21 protein-coding genes are annotated in these 20,690 nt (G+C 56.8%); 3 read left to right on the forward strand and 18 right to left on the reverse strand.

The features are described from left to right. Positions 1-96 precede the first annotated feature (96 nt). The 13 genes from JN524_RS10270 to mnmG all read right to left on the reverse strand — a co-directional run bounded on the left by JN524_RS10270 (position 97) and on the right by mnmG (position 11,601). Entirely contained in the window at positions 97-522 is a 426-nt protein-coding gene (locus JN524_RS10270; protein ID WP_007954164.1) for a F0F1 ATP synthase subunit epsilon, read from the reverse strand. A gap of 45 nt (positions 523-567) precedes the next feature. Next, positions 568-1,947, reverse strand: a complete 1,380-nt coding sequence (atpD, locus tag JN524_RS10275) for a F0F1 ATP synthase subunit beta (protein WP_016984062.1) — start codon at positions 1,945-1,947, stop codon at positions 568-570. Between the two features lie 27 nt (positions 1,948-1,974). Then, complete coding sequence (gene atpG / locus JN524_RS10280; protein WP_010565870.1) at positions 1,975-2,835, reverse strand: F0F1 ATP synthase subunit gamma; 861 nt, start codon at positions 2,833-2,835, stop codon at positions 1,975-1,977. Positions 2,836-2,885: 50 nt separating this feature from the next. Continuing rightward, positions 2,886-4,430: a F0F1 ATP synthase subunit alpha gene (atpA, locus tag JN524_RS10285; protein WP_047596971.1), complete on the reverse strand. Its 1,545-nt coding sequence runs from the start codon at positions 4,428-4,430 to the stop codon at positions 2,886-2,888. 21 nt (positions 4,431-4,451) lie between these two features. Then, positions 4,452-4,988, reverse strand: coding sequence for a F0F1 ATP synthase subunit delta (locus JN524_RS10290; RefSeq protein ID WP_007911956.1), 537 nt, complete (start codon positions 4,986-4,988; stop codon positions 4,452-4,454). A gap of 12 nt (positions 4,989-5,000) precedes the next feature. After that, positions 5,001-5,471: a F0F1 ATP synthase subunit B gene (locus tag JN524_RS10295; protein ID WP_011336718.1), complete on the reverse strand. Its 471-nt coding sequence runs from the start codon at positions 5,469-5,471 to the stop codon at positions 5,001-5,003. Positions 5,472-5,530: 59 nt separating this feature from the next. Beyond that, the gene (gene atpE / locus JN524_RS10300; RefSeq protein WP_003097235.1) at positions 5,531-5,788 is read right to left on the reverse strand and encodes a F0F1 ATP synthase subunit C; all 258 of its coding nucleotides are present in this window, start codon (positions 5,786-5,788) and stop codon (positions 5,531-5,533) included. 133 nt (positions 5,789-5,921) lie between these two features. Next, a complete protein-coding gene (atpB, locus tag JN524_RS10305) occupies positions 5,922-6,791 on the reverse strand; it encodes a F0F1 ATP synthase subunit A (protein ID WP_007960779.1) in 870 nt (289 codons plus the stop codon). A 16-nt stretch (positions 6,792-6,807) separates the two neighbouring features. Further along, positions 6,808-7,215, reverse strand: coding sequence for a F0F1 ATP synthase subunit I (locus tag JN524_RS10310; protein WP_003229783.1), 408 nt, complete (start codon positions 7,213-7,215; stop codon positions 6,808-6,810). Between the two features lie 148 nt (positions 7,216-7,363). Continuing rightward, positions 7,364-8,236, reverse strand: a complete 873-nt coding sequence (locus JN524_RS10315) for a ParB/RepB/Spo0J family partition protein (RefSeq protein WP_007960777.1) — start codon at positions 8,234-8,236, stop codon at positions 7,364-7,366. Positions 8,237-8,245: 9 nt separating this feature from the next. Further along, on the reverse strand, positions 8,246-9,043 hold the full coding sequence (locus tag JN524_RS10320; RefSeq protein WP_202369278.1) for a ParA family protein: 798 nt from the start codon (positions 9,041-9,043) through the stop codon (positions 8,246-8,248). A gap of 18 nt (positions 9,044-9,061) precedes the next feature. Further along, entirely contained in the window at positions 9,062-9,706 is a 645-nt protein-coding gene (gene rsmG / locus JN524_RS10325; protein ID WP_003229789.1) for a 16S rRNA (guanine(527)-N(7))-methyltransferase RsmG, read from the reverse strand. Then, a complete protein-coding gene (gene mnmG, locus JN524_RS10330) occupies positions 9,703-11,601 on the reverse strand; it encodes a tRNA uridine-5-carboxymethylaminomethyl(34) synthesis enzyme MnmG (RefSeq protein WP_007960775.1) in 1,899 nt (632 codons plus the stop codon). The genes rsmG and mnmG overlap by 4 nt, the downstream gene beginning before the upstream one ends. A gap of 568 nt (positions 11,602-12,169) precedes the next feature. On the opposite strand from mnmG, the gene JN524_RS10335 reads away from it, so the two are divergent. The 3 genes from JN524_RS10335 to JN524_RS10345 all read left to right on the forward strand — a co-directional run bounded on the left by JN524_RS10335 (position 12,170) and on the right by JN524_RS10345 (position 16,177). Then, entirely contained in the window at positions 12,170-12,676 is a 507-nt protein-coding gene (locus JN524_RS10335; RefSeq protein ID WP_202369279.1) for a sigma-70 family RNA polymerase sigma factor, read from the forward strand. After that, entirely contained in the window at positions 12,676-13,623 is a 948-nt protein-coding gene (locus tag JN524_RS10340) for a FecR domain-containing protein (RefSeq protein ID WP_202369280.1), read from the forward strand. Before JN524_RS10335 ends, JN524_RS10340 begins: the two co-directional genes overlap by 1 nt. A gap of 118 nt (positions 13,624-13,741) precedes the next feature. Further along, complete coding sequence (locus tag JN524_RS10345; RefSeq protein ID WP_202369281.1) at positions 13,742-16,177, forward strand: TonB-dependent siderophore receptor; 2,436 nt, start codon at positions 13,742-13,744, stop codon at positions 16,175-16,177. A gap of 42 nt (positions 16,178-16,219) precedes the next feature. Here JN524_RS10345 and mnmE read toward each other — a convergent pair whose 3' ends face one another. The 5 genes from mnmE to rpmH form a co-directional block, all read right to left on the reverse strand. Next, positions 16,220-17,590 carry a tRNA uridine-5-carboxymethylaminomethyl(34) synthesis GTPase MnmE gene (gene mnmE, locus JN524_RS10350; RefSeq protein WP_202369282.1) on the reverse strand — a complete coding sequence of 457 codons (1,371 nt, stop codon included), beginning with the start codon at positions 17,588-17,590 and terminating at the stop codon, positions 16,220-16,222. A gap of 81 nt (positions 17,591-17,671) precedes the next feature. Further along, positions 17,672-19,354: a membrane protein insertase YidC gene (gene yidC, locus JN524_RS10355; protein ID WP_202369283.1), complete on the reverse strand. Its 1,683-nt coding sequence runs from the start codon at positions 19,352-19,354 to the stop codon at positions 17,672-17,674. A 2-nt stretch (positions 19,355-19,356) separates the two neighbouring features. Next, positions 19,357-19,602, reverse strand: a complete 246-nt coding sequence (gene yidD / locus JN524_RS10360; RefSeq protein WP_080761984.1) for a membrane protein insertion efficiency factor YidD — start codon at positions 19,600-19,602, stop codon at positions 19,357-19,359. Next, a complete protein-coding gene (gene rnpA, locus JN524_RS10365; protein ID WP_011336726.1) occupies positions 19,595-19,996 on the reverse strand; it encodes a ribonuclease P protein component in 402 nt (133 codons plus the stop codon). The genes yidD and rnpA overlap by 8 nt, the downstream gene beginning before the upstream one ends. A 16-nt stretch (positions 19,997-20,012) precedes the next feature. Further along, entirely contained in the window at positions 20,013-20,147 is a 135-nt protein-coding gene (gene rpmH, locus JN524_RS10370; protein WP_003213577.1) for a 50S ribosomal protein L34, read from the reverse strand. Positions 20,148-20,690: the final 543 nt, after the last annotated feature.

Raw genomic sequence — 20,690 nt, forward strand, 5'->3', positions numbered from 1 at the left:
GGTCAGCAACTGCGACCGGGTTGTAAAAATCGGAAAAGAAAAAAGGGTAGCCGAGGCTACCCTTTTTTATCAATCGCACAACAAGTGGCTGACGGATTAACCGCCAAACTTCTTGCGGATCTGCTGGACGGTGCGCAGCTGAGCTGCGGCCTCGGCCAGACGTGCGGACGCAGCTCCGTAGTCGAAATCTGCGCTCTTCTCGTGCAGAGCAGCTTCGGCAGCCTTGAGAGCTGCCTGGGCTTGAGCTTCATCCAGGTCGGCGGCACGTTGCACGGTATCGGCAAGCACCTTGACCATGTTCGGCTGAACCTCGAGGAAACCACCGGAGATGTAGAACACCTCGGCTTCCCCGCCTTGCTTGATCAGGCGGATCGGACCTGGCTTCAGATTAGTGATCAGCGGCGCGTGACCCAGAGCGATACCAAGATCACCCAGTGCACCGTGCGCAATCACCATCTCGACCAGGCCGGAAAAGATTTCCCCTTCCGCGCTGACGATATCGCAATGGACTGTCATAGCCATCTGATTGCCTCAACCTAAATTAGCGCCCGTTGCCGGGCGCCGGGATTACAGTTTCTTGGCTTTCTCGATCGCTTCTTCGATGCCGCCAACCATGTAGAACGCTTGTTCTGGCAGGTGGTCGTAGTCACCGTTGAGGATGCCTTTGAAGCCAGCAATGGTGTCTTTCAGGGAAACGTATTTACCCGAAGCACCGGTGAAGACTTCAGCCACGAAGAACGGCTGCGACAAGAAGCGCTGGATCTTACGAGCACGGTTAACCAACTGTTTGTCGGCTTCCGACAGCTCGTCCATACCCAGGATCGCGATGATGTCTTTCAGCTCTTTGTAACGTTGCAGAACGTACTGAACGCCGCGAGCGGTGTCGTAGTGGTCCTGACCGATTACGTTCGGATCCAGCTGGCGCGAAGTCGAATCCAGTGGATCTACCGCTGGGTAGATACCCAGGGAAGCGATGTCACGGGACAGAACGACGGTGGCGTCCAAGTGGGCGAAGGTGGTCGCTGGCGACGGGTCGGTCAAGTCATCCGCAGGTACGTATACCGCCTGGATCGAGGTGATCGAACCTTCCTTGGTCGAAGTGATACGTTCTTGCAGAACGCCCATCTCTTCAGCCAGGGTCGGCTGGTAACCTACTGCCGAAGGCATACGGCCCAGCAGTGCGGATACTTCAGTACCGGCCAGGGTGTAACGATAGATGTTGTCGACGAACAGCAGAACGTCGTTACCTTCGTCACGGAACTTCTCGGCCATGGTCAGGCCGGTCAGTGCTACGCGCAGACGGTTACCCGGCGGCTCGTTCATCTGACCGTAAACCAGTGCCACTTTGTCCAGAACGTTGGAGTCCTTCATCTCGTGGTAGAAGTCGTTACCCTCACGAGTACGCTCACCCACACCGGCGAACACGGAATAACCGCTGTGCTCGATGGCGATGTTACGGATCAGTTCCATCATGTTTACGGTTTTGCCTACACCGGCACCACCGAACAGACCGACTTTACCGCCTTTGGCAAACGGGCAAACCAGGTCGATAACCTTGATGCCGGTTTCCAGCAGGTCGTTACCGCCTGCCTGTTCAGCGAACGAAGGCGCTGGACGGTGAATGCCCCAACGCTCTTCGGTGTCGATCGGGCCAGCTTCGTCGATCGGGTTACCGAGGACGTCCATGATCCGGCCCAGGGTCGCTTTACCGACCGGTACGGAGATGGCTGCGCCGGAGTCGGTAACTTCCAGACCGCGCTTCAAGCCCTCGGTGGAACCCATCGCAATGGTACGAACCACGCCGTCGCCCAGCTGTTGCTGAACTTCCAGAGTGGTGCCGGCATCGCTTTTAACTTTCAAAGCGTTGTAGATGCTCGGTACGCTGTCGCGTGGAAATTCCACGTCGATAACGGCGCCGATGATTTGAACGATACGTCCGCTACTCATAGCTGGATCCTCTGAATATTTGAACCGTTAAACCGCGGCAGCGCCGCCGACGATTTCCGAGATCTCTTGGGTGATCGCAGCCTGACGCGCCTTGTTGTAGATCAGCTGCAAATCGCTGATCAAATCACCGGCGTTGTCGGTAGCGTTCTTCATCGCGATCATCCGCGCAGCTTGTTCAGCTGCGTTGTTCTCGACCACCGCCTGGTAAACCTGCGACTCCACGTAGCGCACCATCAAGCCGTCAAGCAGCTCTTTGGCGTCTGGTTCGTAGAGGTAGTCCCAGTGGTGCTTGAGTTCTTGATCCGGGGTTGCCACCAGTGGAATCAACTGCTCCACGGTAGGCTGTTGTGTCATGGTGTTGATGAACTTGTTGGATACCACGGACAGGCGATCGATACGGCCCTCCAGGTAGGCATCCAGCATCACCTTGACGCTGCCGATCAAATCATTGATCGACGGCTCTTCACCCAGGTGGCTGATAGCTGCAACGACATTACCGCCGAAGTTGCGGAAAAAGGCCGCACCCTTGCTACCGACTACACACAGATCAATCTCGACGCCGTTTTCGCGGTTTACCGCCATGTCCTTGACCAGGGCCTTGAACAGGTTGGTGTTCAAGCCGCCGCACAAACCACGGTCACTGCTCACGACGACATAACCAACGCGCTTTACTTCACGGTCGATCATGAACGGGTGGCGGTATTCCGGGTTGGCGTTGGCCAGATGCCCAATTACCTGGCGGATACGCTCCGCATAAGGACGGCTGGCTGCCATGCGCATTTGTGCCTTGCGCATTTTGCTCACCGCCACTTTTTCCATGGCGCTGGTAATTTTTTGCGTGCTTTTGATGCTCGCAATCTTACTGCGAATCTCTTTTGCGCCTGCCATGTAACACCTATCAGGTTAGCAAGCGGGAGCCTTGCGGCTCCCGCTGCGGCTTACCAGGTTTGGGTGGCCTTGAACTTCTCGATACCGGCTTTCATGCCAGCGTCGATTTCGTCATTGAAGTCACCTTTAACGTTGATCTTGGCCATCAAATCGGCGTGATCGCGGTTGAAGAAAGCAATCAGCGCCTGTTCGAAGCTGCCGATCTTGGCGATTTCAATGTCAGTCAGGAACCCACGCTCAGCGGCATACAGCGACAGCGCCATGTCAGCGATCGACATTGGTGCGTATTGCTTCTGCTTCATCAGCTCGGTAACGCGCTGACCATGCTCAAGTTGCTTACGGGTCGCTTCGTCCAGGTCAGAAGCGAACTGGGCGAATGCCGCCAGTTCACGGTACTGAGCCAGAGCGGTACGGATACCACCGGACAGCTTCTTGATGATCTTGGTCTGAGCGGCACCACCCACACGGGATACCGAAACACCGGCGTTCACTGCAGGGCGGATGCCCGAGTTGAACATGGCCGATTCCAGGAAGATCTGACCGTCGGTGATGGAAATCACGTTGGTCGGAACGAATGCGGAAACGTCGCCAGCCTGGGTTTCGATGATCGGCAGTGCGGTCAGGGAACCGGTTTTGCCGGTCACTGCGCCGTTGGTGAACTTCTCTACGTATTCTTCCGAAACGCGGGATGCGCGCTCCAGCAGACGGGAGTGGAGATAGAACACGTCGCCTGGGTAAGCTTCACGGCCTGGTGGACGGCGCAGCAGCAGGGAAATCTGGCGGTAAGCCACTGCTTGCTTGGACAGATCGTCATAAACGATCAGCGCGTCTTCACCGCGGTCGCGGAAGAATTCACCCATGGTGCAACCGGAGTACGGTGCCAGGAATTGCAGCGCAGGAGATTCCGAAGCACTGGCAGCCACGATGATCGTGTTGGCCAGGGCGCCGTTTTCTTCCAGCTTGCGAACCACGTTGGCGATGGTCGATTGCTTCTGACCGATCGCTACGTAGACGCAGAAAATGCCGCTGTCTTTCTGGTTGATGATCGCGTCGATCGCCAGAGCGGTTTTACCGATCTGACGGTCACCGATGATCAGCTCACGCTGGCCACGGCCGACAGGGATCATGGCATCGACAGCCTTGTAGCCAGTCTGTACAGGCTGGTCTACCGACTTACGCCAGATCACGCCCGGTGCAACTTTCTCGACCGCGTCGGTCAAGGTGTTGCCCAGTGGACCTTTGCCGTCAACAGGGTTACCCAGTGCATCGACTACGCGACCCAGCAGTTCCTTACCAACCGGAACTTCGAGGATGCGGCCGGTGCACTTGGCGCTCATGCCTTCAGCCAGACTGGTGTATGCGCCCAGTACAACGGCACCTACGGAGTCTTGCTCCAGGTTGAGGGCCATACCGTAGACGCCGCCCGGAAACTCGATCATCTCGCCGTACATGACGTCGGCCAGACCGTGAATCCGCACGATGCCGTCAGATACGCTGACGACAGTGCCTTCGTTACGGGCTTGGGAGGTCACATCGAGCTTGTCGATGCGGCCCTTGATAATTTCACTTATTTCGGAAGGATTGAGTTGCTGCATTGCTCTGCTGCCCCTTCAAACTCAAGATTTCAATGCTTCGGCAAGTTTCGCGATTTTGCCGCGAATCGAGCCATCGATAACCAGGTCGCCGGCGCGGATAACGACACCCCCTATAAGGGCAGCATCCTCCGCAACTTGCAGGCGCACTTCCCGGTTGAGTCGTGCACTGAGAACCTTGGCGAGTTTGTCTTGCTGTTCTTGGTTCAATGCGAAAGCACTGGTCACTTCAACGTCTACCGACTTCTCTTGTTCGGCCTTGTACAGGTCGAACAGAGCGGCGATCTCCGGCAGAAGCGGGAGACGGTCGTTTTCGGCAACGACATTGATGAAGTTCTGTGCCTTGGCATCAAACTTGTCGCCGCACACGTCAATGAACGTGGCGGCCTTTTCTGCGCTCGTCAGTCGCGGGGCCTTGAGCACGCGCTGCATGGTGTCGTCTTGCGACACCGCTGCAGCCAGGCCGAGCATGGCTGACCAATTGGCCAGTTGCTGGTGGGCCTGAGCGTGCTCGAAGGCCGCCTTAGCGTAAGGTCGGGCCAACGTGGTCAGTTCTGCCATGATCGCCCTCGCTTAGATTTCAGCAGCCAGTTGGTTAACCAGCTCTGCGTGCGCGTTTTGATCGATTGTGGCACCCAGGATCTTCTCGGCGCCGCCGACAGCCAGCAAGCCCACTTGGGCGCGCAGCTTGTCTTTGACACTGTTCAGTTCCTGTTCGATCTCGGCTTGAGCCTGAACCTTCACACGGTCAGCGTCGATACGGGCTTTTTCAACAGCCTCTTCAACGATCTGGTTACCGCGTTTCTTGGCTTGCTCGATGATTTCAGCTGCCTGAGCTTTCGCTTCGCGCAGTTGCTGACCCGCTTTCTCTTGGGCCAACTCCAGGTCGCGAGCTGCACGGCTGGCAGCGTCCAGACCATCAGCGATCTTCTTTTGACGTTCGTGCAGTGCCGCGATGACCGGAGGCCATACGAACTTCATGCAGAACAGTACAAAAATCAGGAACGCAACGGACTGGCCAATCAGGGTCGCATTAATGTTCACGCCAACACCTCGCAGTTACGTTGTCCATCACACCAAATTACTCGGAAGAATCCGGGTAATTAGCCAGCGATCTGACCAACGAACGGGTTCGCAAAGGTGAAGAACAGAGCGATACCAACACCGATCATGGTTACGGCGTCGAGCAGACCGGCAACGATGAACATTTTAACTTGCAGCATTGGAACCATTTCTGGCTGACGCGCTGCGCCTTCCAGGAACTTGCCGCCCAGCAGGCCGAAACCAATTGCGGTACCCAGTGCGCCCAGGCCGATCAACAGTGCAACAGCGATAGCGGTTAGACCAACTACAGTTTCCATCTTTCCTCCCGACTTTTACGTCGTATGGTTTAGGTTTTTTAGATTAAAGCGGTAAAACAAATCGTTTCAGAGGCCCGGTTAAGAGCCCCCTCCCGTTTGACCGGGAGGGACATCAGATCAGCCAAGGCTGCTCTTAATGGTTTTCTTCGTGCGCCATCGACAGGTAGACGATGGTCAGCATCATGAAGATGAACGCCTGCAGAGTGATGATCAGGATGTGGAACACAGCCCACGCCCACTGCAGAACAACGCCCAAGCCGCTCAGCCAGAGCAGGCCGCTGCCGAACATCACAGCGATCAGAATGAACACCAGCTCGCCGGCATACATGTTGCCGAACAGACGCAGGGCCAGAGAGATCGGCTTGGCGATCAGGGTCACGAATTCCAGCAGGAAGTTCACCGGGATCAGCAGGGCCTGAACGAAGATGTTCTTGCTGCCGAACGGGTGCAGGGTCAGTTCGCCGATGAAGCCGCCGATGCCCTTGACCTTGATGCTATAGAAAATGATCAGTGCGAAAACCGAGAACGCCATGCCCAGGGTCGCGTTCGGGTCGGTGGTCGACACGGCACGGAACGGGATGTGGTGGTCGCCGGTGATCAGGATGGCCAGCTGAGGAATCCAGTCGACCGGTACCAGGTCGACGGCGTTCATCAGGAACACCCAGACGAAGATGGTCAGTGCCAGCGGTGCGATCACCGGGCTACGGCCATGGAAGCTGTCTTTCACGCTGCCATCGACGAATTCGACCAATACTTCAACGAAGTTCTGCAAAGCACCTGGCTGACCCGATGTTGCTTTCTTTGCCGCCATGCGGAAAAGGAAAACGAAGATCAGACCCAGCGCGACCGACCAGCCGAGGGTATCGACGTGGAAAGCCCAGAAGCCCATTTCCTTGGCTTCTGCTGCGGTATGGGCAAAGCCCCAGCCGCCGTTAGGTAGCTGACCGAAGGTCAGGTTCTGCAAGTGGTGCTGGATATAGCCCGAAGCGGTTGTTTCTGCCATGGTTGCCTCAAACGCCCTAAGGTCTCGAAAGTCTTGTTCTCATCAGCAGGGGAGCGAACCAGCTGACCGACTGAGTCAGCACGAAAGCGCCGAATACTGCGATCGGCGCCAATGGCTTCACACCTGCAAACACCAGTGCAAACAGCACTGCCGTCAAAATCAGTTTGCCTGCCTCGCCGGCATAAAATGACCGGACGATGGACTGGGCTGCTCGGGCGCCGGAAAACCGAAATGCCTTGTGAGCGAAATAAACATTGGGCAGCAAGGCTATCAGGCCTCCGCAAAGTCCCGAGTATCCGGCAACGACTCCGTGCCATTGCCAGAGCGCCAAAGCGGCAATGAGCAAAATGACAAATTGAGCCATCAACACCGGAAAAACCGCCAGGCGATGGAACGGCAGGCGGTTTGGCTTGCGGGTTTCCATCACGTTTGCTCTCCAATGGTCGGCTGCCAGAATTCAATAACTTGGCATAATTTGTGCCGACAAAATGCGCGCAGAGTATAGGGGCGGTTCTGCCCCTATTCAACTGTCAGGTAGTGATTTCCGACTGCGCGCTACATGAGGAAATGTTTCAGCGGATGTGTGCGAGCACACCTTGAAGCTCATCGAGTGAGTTGTAACCGATCACCAGCTGACCTTTTCCCTTCTTGCCGTGGCGAATCTGCACCGCAGAGCCTAGGCGCTCGGCCAGACGCTGTTCGAGCCGGGCGATATCCGGGTCGGGTTTGGCCGCTTCCACAGGCTCCGGTTTGCCACTCAACCACTGACGAACCAGTGCCTCGGTTTGGCGCACAGTCAGGCCGCGTGCGACAACATGTCGCGCCCCTTCCACCTGCTGATTGTCCGGCAGACCGAGCAAAGCACGGGCATGACCCATTTCCAGGTCACCGTGGGACAGCATGGTCTTGATGACTTCAGGCAGTGCAATAAGTCGCAACAGGTTAGCCACAGTCACGCGGGACTTACCCACAGCCTCGGCCACCTGCTGTTGAGTGAGCTGGAATTCCTGCTGCAGTCGCTGCAAGGCGACGGCTTCCTCGATCGGGTTCAGGTCTTCACGCTGGATGTTCTCGATCAGCGCAATGGCGATCGCGGTTTCATCCGGCACATCACGGACCATCGCCGGGATGGTTTCCTGGCCAGCCTGCTGGCTGGCGCGCCAGCGGCGTTCACCGGCGATGATTTCGAAGCGGCCACCGCCAATCGGGCGCACCACGATCGGCTGCATCACGCCTTGCGCCTTGATCGACTGCGCCAGCTCTTCCAGCGCCTGCGGGTCCATGTCGCGGCGTGGCTGGTATTTACCACGCTGCAGCAGATCCAGCGGCAGGTGTTGCAGTTCACGGGTATCGGCCTGCGCCGCCTGTTCTTCCAGCGCGCTGACGGTCGGACCACTCAGCAGTGCATCCAGTCCACGTCCGAGACCTCGTTTCTTGACGGCCATGGGGATTCCTTAAGTTGGCTGGGCAGCGGCGATGCGTGAATTTTTGCGCTGACGGCGAACCATCTCGCCCGCCAGGGCCAAATAGGCCAGCGCGCCGCGCGATTGCTTGTCGTAGGCCAGTGCCGGCATACCGTAGCTCGGTGCTTCGGCCAGGCGGATGTTGCGCGGGATCACCGTGTCGTACAGCTGCTCGCCAAAGTGTTCCTTCAGCTGCACCGAAACATCGTTCATCAGGCTCAGCCGCGGGTCGTACATGGTGCGCAGCAGACCTTCGACCTTGAGGTTGGGGTTCAGCAGTTCGGCGATGCGCTTGATGTTATCCACAAGGTCGCTCAAGCCTTCGAGCGCAAAGTATTCGCACTGCATGGGGATAATCACCCCGTCAGCGGCAACCAGTGCGTTCAATGTGAGCATCGACAGCGACGGCGGGCAGTCGATCAGAATGTAATCGTAGTTTTCACGGATCGGCGCCAGCGCGCTGCGCAGACGGCTTTCCTTCATCTGCATTTCCAGCAGAACCACTTCTGCCGCGGTCAGGTCGCGGTTGGCCGGCAGCAGTTGATAACCGCCGTGCTCGGAGTAGTGCATGGCCTGGGCCAGATCGCATTCGCCGATCAGCAGGTCGTAGACCGAGTTTTCCAGGCCATGTTTATCCACACCGCTACCCATGGTGGCGTTGCCCTGTGGATCGAGATCGATCAACAGCACCCGGCGCTTGGTCGCGACCAGGGATGCTGCGAGGTTGATGCAGGTGGTGGTCTTGCCCACACCACCCTTCTGGTTCGCTATCGCGAATACCTTAGCCATTCTTGCTTGTGTTCCCAATCATGCCGTGCGGCGCAGTATCAGCAGATGGCGTTGGCCTTGGCAACCGGGTACGGCCAGGGCGTGTTCGCTATCGAGTTTGAAGTCTGCCGGCAATGCTACCAGCTCATCGGCCGGATGAACGCCCTTCATTGCCAGCCAGCGCGTATCGGCATCGCCGAGGTGGCGAGTCCAGTTGGTGAAGTTCTCCATACTGCTGAAAGCCCGGGAAATGATCCCGTTGAATGGCTGGGCAGGCTGGAAGGCTTCGACGCGACTGTGGATAACTTGCAGGTTATCCAGTTTGAGTTCGAGTTTGACCTGAGTCAGGAAGCGGGTTTTCTTGCCGTTGCTGTCCAGACAGGTGACTTGCGAGTCCGGATACAGGATCGCCAACGGGATCCCCGGCATGCCGCCGCCACTGCCGACGTCGAGCCAACGGCCGTTTTCGATGAACGACATCACGCTCAAGCTATCGAGCAGATGCCGCGAAACCATTTCATCAGGATCGCGCACTGCAGTCAGGTTGTAGGCCTGGTTCCATTTGATCAACAGGGCCAGGTAACCCAGCAGCAATTCGTGCTGGGCTGCGCTGAGATTGACACCGAGCTCGCGGGCTCCTGTGGATAACTCTTCGGCGTGTTGCGAAGTGACCTTAGAACTCAAGCGCTTTGCTCCAACTGACGGCCCGCGCCGCGTTTTTTCAAATGAATCATCAACAGCGAAATCGCTGCCGGGGTCACACCCGGGATCCGCGAAGCCTGGCCGAGCGTCTCCGGACGCGTGGCACCGAGCTTGCTCTGAATCTCCTTGGAGAGACCGGAAATGTTGGTGTAATCGATATCCACAGGCAATTTCGTGTCTTCACTGGCGCGCAGACGGGCGATTTCGTCCTGTTGACGGTCGATGTAACCGGCGTATTTGGTCTTGATTTCAACCTGTTCGGCGACCTGTGGATCTTCGGCGCCCTGCCCGGTCACTTCGACCAGACCAGCGTAGTCGATTTCCGGACGGCTCAAGAGGTTGAGCAAGTTGTATTCGTGAGTCAGCGGCGTGCCGAATTTTTCCGCAATCGCATCGCCCTGCTGAGTGCCTGGGCGAACCCAAGTGCTTTTCAGACGTTGCTCTTCGAGTTCGATGCTTTCGCGTTTCTTGCAGAAGGCCGCCCAACGCGCGTCATCGACTAGACCCAGCTCGCGACCTTTTTCGGTCAGACGCAGGTCGGCGTTGTCCTCGCGCAGAATCAGGCGGTACTCGGCACGGGAAGTGAACATGCGGTACGGCTCTTGGGTACCGAGGGTGATCAGATCGTCGACCAGTACGCCGATGTACGCCTCATCGCGACGCGGGCACCAGGCTTCTTTGCCCTTGGCACGCAACGCGGCGTTGGCCCCGGCGAGCAAACCTTGCGCACCGGCTTCTTCGTAACCGGTGGTGCCGTTGATCTGGCCAGCGAAGAACAGGCCGCCGATCACCTTGGTTTCCAGGCTGTACTTCAGATCACGCGGATCGAAGTAGTCGTACTCGATCGCATAACCCGGACGCACGATGTGCGCGTTTTCCATGCCTCGGATCGATTGCACGATTTGCAATTGCACGTCGAACGGCAAGCTTGTGGATATCCCGTTCGGGTACAGCTCATGGGTGGTCAGGCCTTCCGGCTCGATGAACACCTGATGGCTTTCCTTGTCGGCAAAGCGATGGATCTTGTCTTCGATCGACGGGCAATAACGCGGACCGATGCCCTCGATCTCGCCGGCAGCGGAGTACATCGGCGAACGATCCAGGTTCGCCGCGATGATTTCGTGGGTGCGGGCGTTGGTGTGGGTAATCCAGCAACTGACCTGGCGTGGATGCTGTTCCTTGTTGCCCATGAACGACATGACCGGGATCGGCGTATCGCCTGGTTGCTCGGTCATGACCGAGAAATCCACAGATTTGCCATCGATGCGCGGTGGCGTACCGGTTTTCAGGCGACCGACACGCAGCGGCAGTTCACGCAGACGATGTGCAAGGGCAATCGACGGCGGGTCACCGGCACGACCGCCGGAGAAATTCTGCAAACCGATGTGGATAAGTCCACCGAGGAACGTACCAGTGGTCAACACCACGGAATCGGCGAAGAACCGCAGACCCATTTGCGTGACAACACCGCGTACCTGGTCCTGCTCGACGATCAAGTCGTCAGCGGCCTGTTGAAATATCCACAGGTTCGGTTGGTTTTCCAGAATTTCGCGGACAGCGGCCTTGTACAGAATACGGTCGGCTTGCGCACGGGTCGCCCGTACGGCCGGACCTTTGCGGCTGTTCAACACGCGAAACTGGATGCCACCCAGATCGGTAGCCATGGCCATCGCGCCACCAAGGGCGTCAATTTCTTTGACCAGATGGCTTTTGCCAATGCCACCGATGGCCGGGTTGCAGCTCATGGCACCGAGGGTTTCCACGTTATGCGTCAGCAACAGGGTTTTTGCCCCCATACGTGCTGAGGCCAGTGCTGCCTCGGTACCGGCATGACCGCCGCCGATGACGATCACTTCAAAACGGGAAGGGAAATCCACCACGCACCTCGTGCCTGCTTAAGTAGGTATTCAGGAATATTTTGAGATCAGGTTTCTGGACCTGGTCGACAAGTATAGGGACTTCGCCCTTCCTAAAGAACCCTTTGCACAAAATTTAACCAGCTGTGGAGAACTCGAGGTTAAAAGAATAAAAAAGAGAGAAATTTATAAAACCTTTGTTTTAATGCTTATTCTTACTGACCGACCTTTCTGTGGATAGATTGCTACAGGCCTTATTATTCAATGTGTACAGAGTTTCAAAACCCTGTGGCTAGGTGGCAATGAGGCCCTTGGATAACCGGTTTAAGCCTGTGGATGAATGGGGTGGTTATCCACAGGGGCAGTTATATCCAGTTTTCAGGCCCTGTTATCAACTGGCCTCAGAGGCGGTTATTCACAGGGCTTAATCCACAGAAATTCAACCAAACGGTTTTTTCAGGACGCAATAAAACGCCACCGAGAGATCGATGACGAGCAGGAAGCCGATAGAGGGAGGTGACAGGGCTATTGTGAGAGAACGTAACAGAGGCTAATAATAGCTATTATCATTAACTCATCAGTTTCTCCCATGTCCCTACCCGCCCATCATGCTGCGATCGAGCAAATCTACGAGCAACACCATTCGTGGCTGTATGGATGGCTCAAGGGCAAACTGCATGACGCCTGCGATGCTGCCGATGTCGCGCATGACACTTTCGTGCGGATCCTCGCGGCACGTAACGCGTCGCAGATTCGCGAACCGCGGGATTATCTGGCGACCATTGCCCGCGGCCTCGTCATTGATCGCTATCGAAGACAGGCCATCGAAGTTGCCTACTTGCAGACCTTGGCTGCTCGACCAGAAGCCACCGCCATCAGCGAAGAAGACAAGGCGCAGATCATCGAAACCCTGATCGCTGTGGATAAAGCCTTGGCCGGTCTGGGCGCGCGAACCCAGAAGATCTTCATGCTTTCGCAGATCGACGGCCTGACTTATCAACAGATCGCTGTGCAGTTGCAGGTTTCCCTGACCACAGTAAAGAAGCACATGATCCGCGCTCTGACGGAATGTGCCCTGATCATGGCGCAGCGTTGATGGCCACTGCACCGAACCGCAAGGTTTTCGAAGCGGCTGCCAGTTGGTACGTGCAGTTTCAGGCCGATCCGCCGACTCTCGCCGATCAAAAAGCCTGGCAGCTGTGGATAGATAGCGATCCAGCACATCTGGCGGCCTGGAACCAGATGGAACAACTGCAGCGTCAGCTCGGCACTTTGCCGCTGGATTTGAAACGTCGCGCACTGAATACCGGCCAACAAAGGCGTCAGATCCTGAAACTGTTGCTGTTCGCGACCGGGACGGGGATTCTGGGTTGGAACGCCCAACAACATACCTCCCTTGGAAATGCCTGGGCTGATTACAAAACCGGCGTTGGCCAGCGTCGCAACATCTCATTGGCGGATGGCAGCCAGATCCAGCTCAATACCGATACGGCCATCAATGTGTCTTTCGACGCAACGCAACGGCTGATTCGTTTGCGCTCGGGTGAAATCCTCATTCAGACCGGCAAGCTCGGCGATCAGCGGCCGTTTTTGGTCGAAACCGGGGATGGCCGAATTCAAGCGTTGGGTACCCGTTTTTCTGTGCATAAGCTGTCGGGTTCAACGCGGGTTGGCGTGCTGGAAGATCGGGTCAGCGTGCAACCCGCTGATCAATCAACGCGCGCGATGATCTTGAAAGCAGGCGAAGGTGCGGATTTCGATAGTCGGCATATCGGGCTCATTCAACCCTTCGAATCCTCGGCAGTGGCCTGGACCAATGGCCAGCTGATTGTGCTCGATGCGCGGCTGGGCGAGGTGATCGAAGAGCTTGGGCGTTATCGCAGCGGTGTTATGCACTGCGATAGTCGTGCCCGGGATCTACGGGTATCCGGCACCTTTCGGCTCGATTCCACCGATGCCGTGCTGGCCAATCTTCAGGCCTCGTTACCGATCAACGTTCGCTACTTCAGTCGTTACTGGGTCTCGATCAGCCATAACGTCTGATTGAAAATCACCAGGGGAAAATAAATCGAAAACAGGGTTATCTTTTTTTTTCCTGACCCGGCCCTACAGGTAATCGCGATAAACGCGGCTCTTCGCCACCTTCAGGGCTTATCCACACATGCGTCTTCCCACGTTCCGTCAGCGCTTTTCCCACCACTGCATTGCCTACAGCCTACTGATGACCAGTGCCGCGTCCTGCCTGGTAATGACCAATAACGCCTTCGCGGCAACGGTCGCGCAGCGCTACACCATTGCTGCCGGCCCGCTGGACAATGCTTTGAGCCAATTCGCCTCCACTGCAAACGTGATTCTGTCGTTCTCGCCGCAGCAGACCAGCCGTTTACGCAGTACTGGACTGAACGGCAACTTCACCGTCGAACAGGGATTCGCCCAACTGCTGCAAGGCTCCGGTCTGCAAGCCGTGCCTCAGGCGCCGGGCAGCTACATTCTGCAGGCGCTGCCGACTGGTGACTCGCTGGAACTGGCACCGACCAACATCAATGGCCAGCTCGCCAACCCGATGGATCTGGATTACGCCGCCGACGTCGGTTACAAGGCACAGAACAGCCGGATCGGTACGAAAACCAGCACGCCGTTGTCGGAAACACCACGTTCGGTGTCAGTCGTCACCGCACAGCGCATGGAAGATCAGAAATCTCAGACACTCACCGAGGTACTCGGCTACGTTCCCGGCATCTTTGCCCCACCGTTTGCAGCGGGCGACAGCCTGGCCGGCGATCTGTTTTACATACGAGGATTCAACGCCACCGATTACGGCTACGGCCTGTTGCGCGATGGACTTCGTGTGCAGGGCAACCGTTATGACACCAGCACCGAACCTTACGGTTTGGAACGCGTGGAAATTTTCCGTGGACCATCGTCCTTGCTCTATGGGGAAAACGCACCGGGCGGCCTGGTGAATCTGGTGAGCAAGCGGCCGACCGCAGCTCCACGCGGCGAAGTGCAACTGGGTTATGGCTCGAATAATCGCCGGCAGATCGGCGTCGATGTATCCGGGCCACTCAACGACAGCGGCAATGTGCTGGGGCGAGTGGTGATGCTCGGGCGCAAGTCGGACACCCAGACTGATCAAGTACCGGATGACCGTATTTACGTCGCACCGTCGCTGACGCTGAATTTCGACGACTTCAACACCCTGACCCTGCTGGCCAACTACCAGAATGATCACACCAATATGGAACTGGGTCTGCCGGCGGCCGGCACATTGCTGAGCAATCCCAACGGCAAGCTATCCAAAGGCACCATGCTTGGCGATCCGGACTGGAACACCTTCGAACGGGAAACCTGGAGCACCGGTTATGAGTTCAGCCATTCCTTCAACGATGACTGGCAGTTCCGCCAGAACTCGCGCTACATGCAGTCGCGGATCACCCGCCATGAAACCTGGCCGGGCAACCTCAATAACGCAGGCTTCGGCACGCGCCTGAACATGACCGCGTACGATCGCTTCAACAAATCCATGGTGTATTCGCTGGATAACCAGCTGGAAGGCAGATTCCAGGTCGGCGAGCTGGAAAACACCGTGCTTTTCGGCGCCAGCTACGACCGCACTTCGTTCAATCAGGACTGGAATGCCGGCATCGTCGGGCCGATCGACATCTATAACCCAGTTTATCTGCGCGACCCGACCACGCCGATTGCAGTGCAGAACACCTTGCTTGAGCAGCAGATGAAAGGTGTTTATGCACAGCTCCAGAGCAAGTATGACCACTGGCTGTTCCTGCTTGGCGGTCGTCAGGACTGGGTCGACAGTGACTTCCGCGACAAGGTGGCCAAGGGCAGCAACATCAGTTCCGAGGACAAGAAGTTCACCTACCAGGGCGGCGTGATGTACCAGTTCGACAACGGCATGACGCCGTATGTCAGCTATTCCACGTCGTTCGTGCCGGTGCAGCAGATATCCAATGCCGGCGCGCCGCTCGATCCGATCACCAGCAGCCAATACGAAGTGGGCCTCAAGTACGAACCGATCGGCTGGGATACCGCGTTCACCGCGTCGGTATATGACCTGCGCAAAAAGGACGACACCTACTTCGACTCGACCACATCGACCTACCGCCAGGTAGGCGAAAGCCGTTCCAAAGGCGTGGAGCTGGAACTCAACAGCAATCTGACCCAGAACCTCAATGTGACAGCGGCGTACACCTACACCGACGCGCGGATTACCAAGGACGCGGTGACCTCGTTGGTCAAAGGCCACCAGATGACCGGCGTGCCACGAAATCAGGCGTCGGTCTGGGCCAAGTACCGTGTCCTCAATGGCGATTTGAAAGGTTTGTACGTGGGTGGTGGCGTGCGTTACTTCGACAGTGCCTTCGCCTACACCTCGCCTTCGCTCTACGGGAAGCTGGATGCCGGCGACGTCACCTTGGTGGATGCGGCCATCGGCTATCAGATCGACACACACTGGAGCGTCGACCTGAATGCGAAGAACCTGTTCGACAAGGAATATGTGTCGGGATGCAACGATGCCGGCCGTTGCTATTGGGGCGAAGATCGCACCTTACTCGGTACGGTGTCTTACAACTGGTGAAACGAAAAGGGGCTGTGGATAAATTGTCCACAGCCCCTTTGGTTATTTGCCGATGCAGAAGCTGGAGAAGATCCGGCCAAGCAGGTCATCGGAACTGAATGCCCCGGTGATTTCTCCCAGAGAGTGCTGGGCCTGACGTAAATCCTCGGCAAGCAGTTCACCGGCACCGGCCAACGTCAGCTGTGCGCGACCATGTTCCAGCGCTGCACTGGCATGGCGCAGAGCCTCCAGATGACGGCGACGGGCACTGAAGCTGCTTTCCGAGGTTTGCTCATAGCCCATGCAGGCCTTGAGGTGTTCGCGCAGCAACTCCAGACCTTCGCCAGCGGATTTGGCGCTGAGGCTGATGGTTACGTGACCATCGTCGCTGACTTCCAGGGCAATCGTCTCACCTGTCAGATCAGCCTTGTTGCGGATCAAGGTGACTTTGGCCGGATCCGGCCGGGTTTCGAGGAATTCCGGCCATAGGGCAAACGGATCTGCAGCTTCCGGCGCGGTGGCATCGACTACCAGCAGCACCCGATCCGCTTCAGTAATCGCTTTCAACGCACGCTCGACGCCGATCTTTTCCACCTGATCGTCGGTGTCGCGCAGACCTGCAGTGTCCACAACGTGCAACGGCATGCCGTCGATGTGGATATGTTCGCGCAGGATATCCCGGGTGGTACCGGCAATTTCGGTCACGATCGCGGCTTCGCGTCCAGCCAGGGCATTCAACAGGCTGGACTTTCCGGCATTCGGACGACCGGCGATCACTACCGTCATGCCATCACGCAACAAGGCACCCTGCCCGGCTTCACGCAGCACGGTGGATAACTCTTCACGTACCTTGTCGAGCATGCTCAGCACGTGACCGTCGGCCAGGAAGTCGATTTCCTCTTCCGGGAAGTCGATGGCGGCTTCGACGTAGATGCGCAGGCCGATCAGTTGTTCGGTTAGGTTATGCACACGCTTGGAAAACGCGCCCTGCAGGGAGTGCAAGGCATTGCGTGCAGCCTGTGCAGAACTGGCTTCGATCAGGTCGGCGATGGCCTCGGCCTGAGCCAGGTCGAGTTTGTCATTGAGGAACGCGCGCTCGCTGAATTCACCCGGGCGAGCCAGACGGCAACCCAGTTCCAGACAGCGCTTGAGCAACATGTCGAGAACGATCGGGCCACCGTGCCCCTGCAGTTCAAGCACGTCTTCGCCGGTAAACGAGTTCGGTCCCGGGAAATACAGCGCAAGACCTTCGTCCAGCACCTGCTGATCAGCACTGAAAAACGGACCGTAATGCGCGTAACGCGGTTTCAGTTCACGGCCGCTAATGGCTTTGGCCGCAACGCTGGCCAGCGGCCCGGAAATGCGGACAATGCCGACACCGCCGCGACCTTGAGCGGTGGCGACAGCGGCGATGGTTTCACGAGGTGCGCTCATAAACCGGTATCCAGACAAAAGTGGCAGATAGCAAAACGCCCCACTAGGGGGCGTTTTGAGTGGTGTTATCCACAGAGTAAGTTACGCCTCGGCTTTTTTCGTCGCCGCTTCGATCTTACGCGTGATGTACCACTGTTGGGCAATCGACAGGCAGTTGTTCACAACCCAGTACAGCACCAGACCAGCAGGGAACCACAGGAAGAAGAAGGTGAAGATGATTGGCATCATTTTCATGACCTTCGCCTGCATCGGATCCGGCGGAGTCGGGTTCAGACGCTGCTGGATGAACATGGTCGCGCCCATGATGATCGGCAGGATGAAGAACGGATCCTTGATCGACAGGTCGGTGATCCACAGCATGAACGGCGCCTGGCGCATTTCCACGCTTTCCAGCAGAACCCAGTACAGCGAAAGGAAAACCGGCATCTGCACGAGGATCGGCAAGCAGCCGCCCAGCGGATTGATCTTCTCTTTCTTGTACAGCTCCATCATGGCTTGCGACATTTTCTGCCGGTCATCGCCATGTTGCTCTTTCAGTGCAGCCAGTTTCGGTGCTACGGCACGCATGCGCGCCATGGATTTGTAGCTGGCAGCCGACAGCGGGAAGAAGATCCCTTTGATCAGCATGGTCAGGAAGATGATCGACCAGCCCCAGTTACCCACGATCGCGTGGATGTGTTGCAGCAACCAGAAGATCGGCTGAGCGATGAACCACAGAATGCCGTAGTCGACTGTCAGTTCCAGACCTGGGGACAACTGTTTCAGCACGGCCTGGCTTTTCGGCCCGGCGTACAGAATGGCGCTGGTTTCAACTTTCGCACCCGGTGCAGCGGTCAACGAAGGACCGGTGTAACCGATGATGTAGTTGCCTTTGCTGTCTTTACGCGTCTGAACGATGTTGTTTTCGCCCCTCGGCGCAACCCATGCAGTCACGAAGTAGTGTTGCAGCCAGGCTACCCAGCCACCGGTGACGGTTTCCTTGAGCTGACCTTTGTCCATGTCTTTCATGGACACTTTCTTGTACGGCTCGGAACTTGTCCACAGGGCAGCACCCAGGTAAGTCGCGGTGCCGGTGGCAGTGGTCGACGAAGGGTCGGCACTGGCGTCACGCTTCAGCTGGGCGAACATCGAACCCGACCAAGGCTGCGCGCTCTGGTTATCCACAAGGTAGGTCACGGTTACGTCATACAGGCCGCGTTTCAGGGTGAAACGCTTGATGTAGTTGACGCCATCCTTGCTGAACTTCAGGTCGACGACCAATTGGTCCTGACCGTCAGCCAGTTGATAACTTTTCTTCTCCGAGGCGTAAACCGGACGACCGGCCGGGCTTGCGTCCGGACCGTTAGTGCCGATCAGGCCGCTTTGTGCCAGATAAGTACGCTCGCCGCCGTTGTCGAACAGCTGAAACGGCACATCAGGACGATCCTGACGACGTGGATACAGTGGCAAAGTCAGTTGAGCAACGTCACCGCCCTGTGGATCGATCGCCAGATCGAGCACGTCGGTTTTGACCTGGATCAGATCCTTGCTGGCAGCGACCGGGGTTTCCACAGGTGCGCTGGTATCGCTTGCGGCGCGCGGAATATCGTCACTGGCGGAAGCGTTATTGCCAGGAACGGTGTCCGGCAAACCGGATGCAGTCGTACTGGAAGCAACATTCTGAGTCGGCAGGGCAGCCTGACCATAGTCCTGGTTCCATTTAAGAACCATAACGTAGGACACGATTGCCAGGGCGACGATCAGGATCGTGCGTTTGATATCCATGATTACTCGGCCATCGAAGAAGAACGGGAGGTAGGGATAGGTGGAACCGGGTCATAACCACCGGGATTCCACGGATGACAGCGACCTAAACGACGAAAGGCCAGCCAGCCACCGCGCAGAAGGCCATGATTTTCGATGGCTTCATACGCGTAGCAAGAACAACTGGGGTAGAAACGACAGTGACTGGCCATCAAAGGACTAATGGCGTAGCGATAAAACTGGATCGGAACGAGTGCCAGTTTACGCATCTGGACTGTCTACCCCTACAGTTTCGGTTTTGACCGCTGGAACTGGCTTGTTACGGGCCAGACGCTTCCAGAGTTTGCCGAAATGCTGAATCAATTCGGGGTTTTCTACGTCGCCCAAACCTTTGCGCGCGACGATAACGATATCCCAGCCGACCAGAGAATCCTGGTGCAGACGGAACGATTCGCGCATCAGACGTTTGAGGCGATTGCGCTCAACGGAGAGCTTTACGCTCTTTTTCCCGATAACCAGCCCGAGACGGGGGTGATCAAGATCGTTGTTGCGCGCAAGGAGCAGGAGATTTTTCCCCGGAACCTTGCCGGTAGGGGAGTCAAAGACTGCCTTGAAATGCCGGGGGGTAAGCAGACGCTTTTCCCGACTGAAGTCCTGACTCACCTCCAGTACCGGATTATCAAACTGCCAGACGCGCACGACCTTTGGCGCGACGACGCGACAGGACAGCGCGACCGTTCTTGGTAGCCATGCGAGCACGGAAACCGTGGGTACGAGCGCGTTTGATAGTGCTTGGTTGGAAAGTACGTTTCATGTCGTGTTACCTGGTTCGTCCACAACGGGCCGGAATGGCCCCCGTTTTAAGAGACCGGGGATTCTAGAGAAAGCAAGCCTTCAGGTCAATTTCCAACCAGCGTTTCCTTATAAATAGATCTCTGGAGCTTCCGGAACCGAAAACCTGTTTGCCAGACATAAAAATAAAGAAGGGAATTATTTAAAGCTTTTCTGTAAAGCTTGTAAAAGCTAGGGCCGCCCTCTTCTGTGGATAACCATCTTCAGCCCTTGTACAGCATGATGTACAGAGAATGACAACTACAGTGGAAAACCGTGGTCAGCCTGTGCTGCGCTGTCGGATAACCTGTGTGTGGAATGGCCTGTTATCCACAGGCTGGTTATCCACCGAGTTCCACCCCCAGTTGTCCAGTGCCCTCAGAGGCGGTTATCCACAGAGCTTATGCACACACCGTTGGTCGCCTTTTTACCGGTTAACGCATTGATTAATCATGGTCACCACACAACCTGCATGTGGATAAGTGGACGGCTCGCCGCTACAATGGCCGCTTGTTTTTGCCTCACC

The organism is Pseudomonas sp. MWU318, from assembly GCF_016756945.1.
Lineage (GTDB): Bacteria > Pseudomonadota > Gammaproteobacteria > Pseudomonadales > Pseudomonadaceae > Aquipseudomonas > Aquipseudomonas putida_A.

Coding starts and splice junctions, on each gene's coding strand:
- JN524_RS10310 (WP_003229783.1), bottom strand. CDS start 7,215: ATGGAAACCCGCAAGCCAAACCGCCTGCCGTTCCATCGCCTGGCGGTT.
- JN524_RS10335 (WP_202369279.1), top strand. CDS start 12,170: ATGTCCCTACCCGCCCATCATGCTGCGATCGAGCAAATCTACGAGCAA.
- JN524_RS10320 (WP_202369278.1), bottom strand. CDS start 9,043: ATGGCTAAGGTATTCGCGATAGCGAACCAGAAGGGTGGTGTGGGCAAG.
- JN524_RS10345 (WP_202369281.1), top strand. CDS start 13,742: ATGCGTCTTCCCACGTTCCGTCAGCGCTTTTCCCACCACTGCATTGCC.
- yidD (WP_080761984.1), bottom strand. CDS start 19,602: ATGCGTAAACTGGCACTCGTTCCGATCCAGTTTTATCGCTACGCCATT.
- atpE (WP_003097235.1), bottom strand. CDS start 5,788: ATGGAAACTGTAGTTGGTCTAACCGCTATCGCTGTTGCACTGTTGATC.
- mnmE (WP_202369282.1), bottom strand. CDS start 17,590: ATGAGCGCACCTCGTGAAACCATCGCCGCTGTCGCCACCGCTCAAGGT.
- atpG (WP_010565870.1), bottom strand. CDS start 2,835: ATGGCAGGCGCAAAAGAGATTCGCAGTAAGATTGCGAGCATCAAAAGC.
- atpA (WP_047596971.1), bottom strand. CDS start 4,430: ATGCAGCAACTCAATCCTTCCGAAATAAGTGAAATTATCAAGGGCCGC.
- rpmH (WP_003213577.1), bottom strand. CDS start 20,147: ATGAAACGTACTTTCCAACCAAGCACTATCAAACGCGCTCGTACCCAC.
- atpB (WP_007960779.1), bottom strand. CDS start 6,791: ATGGCAGAAACAACCGCTTCGGGCTATATCCAGCACCACTTGCAGAAC.
- JN524_RS10315 (WP_007960777.1), bottom strand. CDS start 8,236: ATGGCCGTCAAGAAACGAGGTCTCGGACGTGGACTGGATGCACTGCTG.
- JN524_RS10270 (WP_007954164.1), bottom strand. CDS start 522: ATGGCTATGACAGTCCATTGCGATATCGTCAGCGCGGAAGGGGAAATC.
- JN524_RS10340 (WP_202369280.1), top strand. CDS start 12,676: ATGGCCACTGCACCGAACCGCAAGGTTTTCGAAGCGGCTGCCAGTTGG.
- JN524_RS10290 (WP_007911956.1), bottom strand. CDS start 4,988: ATGGCAGAACTGACCACGTTGGCCCGACCTTACGCTAAGGCGGCCTTC.
- atpD (WP_016984062.1), bottom strand. CDS start 1,947: ATGAGTAGCGGACGTATCGTTCAAATCATCGGCGCCGTTATCGACGTG.
- yidC (WP_202369283.1), bottom strand. CDS start 19,354: ATGGATATCAAACGCACGATCCTGATCGTCGCCCTGGCAATCGTGTCC.